The sequence below is a fragment of the Pirellulales bacterium genome (genome assembly GCA_019636335.1).
Classification (GTDB): Bacteria; Planctomycetota; Planctomycetia; order Pirellulales; family JAEUIK01; genus JAHBXR01.
Genome location: JAHBXR010000054.1, coordinates 1 through 6,807, shown reverse-complemented (window position 1 = coordinate 6,807; position 6,807 = coordinate 1). Strand labels below are relative to the sequence as shown.

6 protein-coding genes are annotated in these 6,807 nt (G+C 58.4%); 3 read left to right on the top strand and 3 right to left on the bottom strand.

The window, feature by feature from the left end; all coding sequences use genetic code 11:
• Nucleotides 1-106 precede the first annotated feature (106 nt).
• On the top strand, nt 107-1,087 hold the full coding sequence (locus KF708_24855) for a tyrosine-type recombinase/integrase (GenBank protein MBX3415935.1): 981 nt from the start codon (nt 107-109) through the stop codon (nt 1,085-1,087).
• Between the two features lie 87 nt (nt 1,088-1,174).
• On the opposite strand, the gene KF708_24850 is transcribed toward KF708_24855, so the two are convergent.
• Complete coding sequence (locus KF708_24850) at nt 1,175-1,495, bottom strand: hypothetical protein (protein MBX3415934.1); 321 nt, start codon at nt 1,493-1,495, stop codon at nt 1,175-1,177.
• A gap of 197 nt (nt 1,496-1,692) precedes the next feature.
• Here KF708_24850 and KF708_24845 point away from each other — a divergent pair, with 197 nt between their 5' ends.
• Nucleotides 1,693-2,337, top strand: a complete 645-nt coding sequence (locus KF708_24845; protein ID MBX3415933.1) for a Fic family protein — start codon at nt 1,693-1,695, stop codon at nt 2,335-2,337.
• A gap of 356 nt (nt 2,338-2,693) precedes the next feature.
• On the opposite strand, the gene KF708_24840 is transcribed toward KF708_24845, so the two are convergent.
• Together KF708_24840 and KF708_24835 are read right to left on the bottom strand one after the other, a co-directional pair.
• A complete protein-coding gene (locus tag KF708_24840; GenBank protein ID MBX3415932.1) occupies nt 2,694-3,722 on the bottom strand; it encodes a DUF932 domain-containing protein in 1,029 nt (342 codons plus the stop codon).
• A gap of 426 nt (nt 3,723-4,148) precedes the next feature.
• A complete protein-coding gene (locus tag KF708_24835; protein MBX3415931.1) occupies nt 4,149-6,377 on the bottom strand; it encodes an ATP-binding protein in 2,229 nt (742 codons plus the stop codon).
• A gap of 207 nt (nt 6,378-6,584) precedes the next feature.
• Between KF708_24835 and KF708_24830 the strand changes: the two genes are divergently transcribed.
• Nucleotides 6,585-6,807 (top strand): hypothetical protein (locus KF708_24830; protein ID MBX3415930.1); only part of this gene is annotated, 223 nt, incomplete at its 3' end.

Below are 6,807 nucleotides of genomic sequence, written 5' to 3'. Positions count from 1 at the left end.
TGTCGCAGCGTTCTTGTTTGCTGAACGACATTCGTGGGACCATGTATGTATCCCAAAATGTCCTTTTCGGGATAGCTTCTGACCCGATCCATTCCCATCTCGCCGCTTGTCACACCAGGACATCTTCGCCGCCGGCAGTCAACTCGTTCCTTCTCCTTCGAGCGGTATCCCTCCCCTGTGGATTGACACCCACCGCGGAACATGGGCTCGCTACGTCGAGTTCCTCACCGCCCGGATTCGCAACCGTGGTACTCGCGAAATTTACCACCGGGCAGCCGTCCGTTTTGGTTGCTGGTGCGAGCAGCGGGGGATTGTACGTCTGGAGCAGGTGAATCCGGTCGTTGTTGCCACGTATATAGAGGAGGCGATGCATATCTTCGCCCCGCCGACGACGAAGCAGCATTTGTCAGCGCTCAAGATGCTCTTCGATCACCTGACGACAGGTCATGTTGTGCCGTTCAACCCGGCTGCTGCCGTCCGCGGACCGAAGCACGTGGTGAAGAAGGGCAAGACGCCAGTGCTGGCGGCTGAAGAGGCGAGGCAATTACTTGATGCGATCGATGCGACGACAATCGGCGGCCTCCGGGATCGGGCGCTCATCGGTGTCATGGTCTACAGTTTCGCACGGGTGGGCGCAGTAGTCGCCATGGATGTTGCAGACTACTTTCAGCAGGGAAAGCGCTACTGGTTCCGCCTGCACGAAAAAGGCGGCAAGCAACACGAAGTGCCTGCCCACCATACGGCCGAGGCATACCTCGATGCCTATCTAGCTGCGAGGGGAATCGTCTGTCAGCCGCGAGGTCCGCTCTTCCCAACGATCGATCGCGGCCGGCATTTGACGGAGCGACGATTACACCGCCGCGAAGTATTAGCGATGGTGAAGCGCCGGGCGGGTGCTGCTGGCCTTCCAATGACGACGTGCTGCCACACTTTCCGAGCGACTGGCATCACGACGTACTTGCGTAACGGCGGGACGATCGAGAAAGCCGCGGCCATCGCGGCGCACGAATCGACACGGACCACACAACTTTACAATCGCACAAATGATGAGCTCACACTCGATGAAATCGAGCGTATTCTAATCTGAGGGGAGAAAGGTCAGTGTTACTACTCTAAGTAGCCCCATGCGACGAGCATGGGGCGTGTCTGCGTCTTCGAGTCGTCGCCGTGTGAACTAGTACTCGCCGTCGTTGCCAGCGTCGGCGTCATGCTCATCGTCGCCTGGCAGTGGCGTTGTCAGCAGATACGCTTGGGCTTGCGATAGGGCGAACTGCAAGGTCGCGATGTCCTCTGGGCGGTAGCTGGGCGCGTCGCGCCATTTGCCGCTTTCGGGATCACGATATCTGCGGGGAGAGAGGGTGAAGGAACGAAATCGCTTGGTGCCATCGTCGGTCTCAGCTGCGTTCAGCCAGATGGCGACGCCGACACCGCCGGGAAACGGACCAATCTTTTTTTCAGGATGGTGCTTGGCACCTGTATTCTGAGATCTGGACATAGAGACTCTCCTGGGCAGATTTGCCCTTGCTTGGGAATACGACGTTTTGAAGGTGCGACGCAGACGGATTCCTCGACCACTTTCGAGCGGCGAAGGGGATCATGCTGCCAGAACACACCTTGCGAGCGCAAGTCAGCCGGCCTCCTGGAGTCTAAAAGGCGATTGGCAAGGACCTTTGCCCCGCGTAGGCTTGCTGCATGGACGAAGAATCATCCAAACGCCGTGACCGATACGACGTCTCCGGAAATGTGGAGGCGCAATTTGTCGATGATGCGCAGATCGTGCTCGTCAATAAGGCGGGCATTGTCCACTTAGAAGACTTGCAAGTGGCCGAAGAACAAGCGTTGGCTCGAGCCTATGGCCAGCTGCTGCAGGAAGTCCGCACAGATACGCCGCTGTCCAACGACTTGCTGCGGCATATTCATGCGTCGATCTTCGGCGACTTGTATGATTGGGCAGGACGATGGCGGACCGTCTGGATCAGCAAGCCGGGCACCACCTGGCCTCCCCCGGATTTTCTGGACAATTCGATGACGACATTTGAGCGTGACGTGTTGTCGCGTTGGCCGTCGAAGGTGATCGGTGACGACGAATCGTTCTGCCAGGCCATTGGCGAGATTCACGGTGAGTTCCTGACGATCCATCCGTTTCGCGAAGGGAACGCCAGAACAATCAAGCTCATGACCGATCTATTGGCAATCCAAACCGGCAGACCCCTGCTGGCCTACGACAATTCGGCGCGCGGGGCCGATGCCTATATTGAGGCCGCAAAAAAGGCATTCAAGCGAGACTACGGGCCACTGTCTACGCTGATCGCCGAGGCGCTCGCGCGGAGCCGCTAAGGATAGCCTGCAAATCTTGACGGATTGCGTGCCGCAAGGGCTCATCGAAGGCCGGTAGCCCCTCGATCATGCTGTTGCGCTCGGCAACGTCGAGAATGCGCGCGATGCACTGCGCCTCATCCTGCAGATAAGGCGAGGAGTCGCGGAGGGATGGGCCGGTGCCGGGGATCGATCTCATACGGTAAGTATACCACGAACTGCTGGCGCGAACGATGTCGATCCAGTTCTGGTAGCACGGTTTCCCCGGGAAACTTCGGCCAAACATGGCTTCTGTAAGGGCTCCGTGAGCAGATCTCAAAAGTGCCCCATGCGACAAGCATGGGACGGTGGCTGAGAATCCAAAACGACGAACAACACTAGGCAATCAGGCTCAAGAGCCCGGCGGCCTTTTCGTCGGCGTCCGTGCGGTCGCCGGCGAATTTTGCCTCCTGCGTAAGGCGCGTCAATGCGTCGACGACGGCAAAAACCGTGAAGCGTCCTTGCTCCTTAGCGACGTCCAGCGCTCGCTTGCCAAGATCACGTGGAATCCCCGATTTCGCGAGCTGCTTCAGTACCTCCTCCGCATCGTCGCCGAGCGTTTTCGTCATTGCCTGACGAATGACGCGGACGAACCCGTCGCGGCGCTCATCGCGCTTGGCGACTAGTCCTTCAATGAGGCGGCGCACTTCAGCAAAGCACTCGTGCATATTGGCGGTGTGCTTGCGGGTGAAGTCCACTACTTCGACGGCGTCCCAAACGATGTGATTTTGGCACACGGCTTGAAACCAAAACGTTGAAATGCCAATCGAGCGGCGACCTACTTCGCTGTTCCAGATGAAGAAGCCGGGAGCAAACGCCTGGCCATCGATCTCGGCCCATCCGGTGGGATCGATCATGAAGACGAACAGGTCTTGCTCGCCCGCATAGAGTCCCGTTGCACCATTGCTTCCTGCCTGGGGTGGCTGGAAGTCGGTGGCGAATTCGCGGAGCATGGTGAGCAAGTCGGCATTGAAGAGCCGCGTATAGCTCGCCGTATGAATTGAGCGAATACGGCCGTTTTGCTCAAAGACTTGGAGCGGCTTCGTGCCGCAGGGCAAAGTTTCGCCGAAGACGCGCGACGCGGTCTCTGGCGATAGCCGGTTGACAGTGTCTTTGCTGACACCAGCGAGCCGGCAGAGTTGCGAGAAACTCCAATCGGTCATCTCGAATGCGCCATCGGTACCGACGCCGAGCAGAAGGCGCTCAATGCCATCGGGTTTGGCGACGATACGCGACGGTTGCTCCCAGTGATCTTGGGAACCCTCCTTCTGTTGCTGGCAGTATTGCCAGAGTTCGGTGAGCGATGGGTAGCGCTCGTCCTCCGAACGGCGAAACAATTGTTTGGACGCTTGCGTGAGATGAGTCATGAGGATACTCCGTGGGCAAAGGGATTCGGTGATGTGAAATAGCGGATTCTCAGCGAGTCCTCATCCGCAATCGGACAAGGAAACTCATCGTGCCCGGGCTGAGTTGTCAGGCGCAAGCAGACTTGGTTGACAGTTGCTATTCGCCGTTTCGTTCCGCTGAGCGGCCTTCGCAAGCGAGGCACACTACCAATCCAGGGAGTTCAGAATCCTGCGCGACTACGAGAACGTCGCCAAACGCCTGCCGGAGTTCGATGCAGTCCGCCGCCTCATCGCGCAGGTCCTCGCGACGAAGATGGTTGGCTAGGGCGTCTATGATCTTTCGGTGACCCGCGGTGCAGATCGCCGCGGGGCTCGCCCGATACGGCAGCACTTCATTCGCTCCGCGAGTAAGATAATACGTCGGCCAGGTGGAAATCGACGATGGTCTCACAGATGCAAGAGGGAGCTTTGCTGTGTTTGAGCAACTGTGGTCGAAGCATATCGGCGCGCGGTAGCGCGACGAATCTGCTCTGGGGTTTGCATCTTCCGTGTGGCAGGTGAAGGAGGGAGTGTGGCCAGTGAGAACGGCCGCGTCGGCACACCGTCAAGGAGCATGCGCATGTAGACTCGGTACTTCGGGAGCTGCATGAGGTCGGCCGGCGTTACCTGCCCATTCAATTGTTCAGCCAGTGTTTGCGCGTCGCGCTGTCCCAATTGGAACGCAATGATTGTGCCAGCGTTGCCAAATAGAGCAGCTTGAGTCACGATGTCGAGCTGTTCCAAGAATTGCGTCGCGACCACAAGACCCAAACCATATTTGCGTAGTTCGGAGAACGCTGCGGCAAAACTCTCCGTGGCGAAGCTGTGGAATTCATCGACGTGCAACAGGAACGGTCGTCGTGCATCACGCGTTATGTCCGCTCTGCCCATTGCAGCGAGCTGAAAGCTTGATACCAGCAGCGATCCGAGCAGCATAGCTGCATCGTCACCGAGGCGGCCTTTCGAGAGGTTCATGAGCAGAATCTGGCCGTCATCCATGGCCGGGCGGAGGCGAATGCCACTCTTCGAACTGCAGAAGATGCGGCGCAACGCTGGGTGGGCCAAGAACGGACCGAGCTTATTCTGGACCGGTGCGACCGCCTCGGCACGAAAGCGGGGCGGTAGTCGTGCGAACTCCTCCTGCCAGAAGGCACGCGACACTGGATCGCGGAGCCGATCGGTGAGCCGTTTCCGCAGAGCATCGTCACTGAAAAGCGCGAGTACCGTGGCAAGCGTGGCGCCCGGCGTCTCCATCGCGGCCAAAAGACCATGACGCAGAAAATGCTCCAGTCGTGGTCCCCATGATGTGGCAAACACTCGCTTGAAAGCGGAGAGCACGGCAGACGAAACTAGCGGGCGATCGCTTGGGTGAGGACACTCCAAGGGATTGAATGCCGGAGTGTTCATGCCCGCTGCATCGAAGAGTATCACGTCGTTCGTGCGTCGTCGCGGAACGCGCGCGAGCAGCGAGTCGATCAAGTCGCCATGAGGATCGAGACACGCCACACCATGTCCGGCAGACATGTCTTCGGCCACCAAAGACTCTATCAGAGTCGACTTCCCCATGCCCGTTTTGCCTAGCACGAGAACATGGCGCAGACGATCTTCGAGCAGCAATCGTACCGAAGTGGCGCGACCGTGTGATTCCACGACGCCGACGCACGCTCCGCCGGAGCGATCTACTACGTGATGGATGGCAGGCGGGGGCGCTAGTTCGCGACTCTCCACCCGCGCTATTGTGGCGTCCTGGGCTGCCTGCGTCGGGGGATGAAACAACGTTGCCAGCTCTTCGGTGGAAAGCAAGTAAGTGGGGATCCGCCAGGTCGCCGATATGCGCTTCGTCATGCGTATTTTCGTCGCGCGGAAACTGGCATGACGTGGTGAACCCAAGTGGCCCATCGCTCCTACAAGTTCATTAAGTTGCTGTCTGGTCTGTTTCTCCCGATTTGCCGGCGCGGCAACTCGAAGACGCACACGTGCGGCGAAGAGATGTTGGCCTAGTTTGTCGCTGGCTGCTTGAAGATCGTCTTCGCGATCATGCGCTCGCGTGGATGACAACGCGAGGACGTCGTAGGAGCCATGGGCGGATGGAGCTAAGCGGGCGAGAAGCCACGCAAAGACCCAGAGTGTCCGCCAAGTAGAACTGGCCATGCGCGCGTAAAGGTGTGCCAGACGCGGGTGCCCACGAAAGAAGGGCCGATTCAAATGATGCACAGCTGCCCGAGCGCGCGCCGGGCGAAACCATCCCGCGCACCCGACTTCAATCTCGATGGCTGCCTGTTGCGTAGAACCTTGAAACGATGACAGTACGCCGAGCACGGCACTTAGAGGATCGGCAAACATATGTTCCACTGAGTCCTCAAACTGCCGGTAGCGCTTGAGGGGGAACAAATCAGGCGCAAGCCACATTTCTTGGTGCCAAACGCGCCATCCGTCAGGAATGAGTGCGGAATGCCTACCCATAGGATCGACGAGAGCGTCTGGGTAGGCAGCTCGCAACTGTGCTGTCACGAAAGTGGCGAGTCGATCGGGAGACTGGACGAAGAGTCCAACGGTATCATGATGGGTTGCGAGGAGAAACGTCAGCCGGTCTCCACGGCGGCAAGCCTGATGGATCGTCGCCAGCGCCTGGTCCATGTACACTGGCCCGCGACTGTTGGTAGCCGGCACGCGGAGGGAGAGGAGCATGTTGATACGCAGAATACCAGGTTTTGTCCTAGTCGGTCGATGTGACCGAAATAGCTAGCCGAGTAATCGTTGAGTTCTCAAAGGCAACTAAACCGCATTGCGCGTTCCGGTTGCTGGTCCTGGAAAACCCATTCAAGTGACGATACCGAGACGGACATGAGCGAGACGCACTTAGTTCAAATCCCAGAGTTCAGCGCGCCTGCCGAATATGCAGTAAAACTCACGCTGCAAGTCCCTGGACCGATGTACCCACACCGAAAACACAAGGAGTATCGACTGCTAACTGTTGCGGGGGGAATTACGCTGCCGTTCGTTCCCTATCCAGGACTATACTTGGCGTTCTCGAAGCCGCACTGGAAGAGGAAAAGAGACCCGGTGA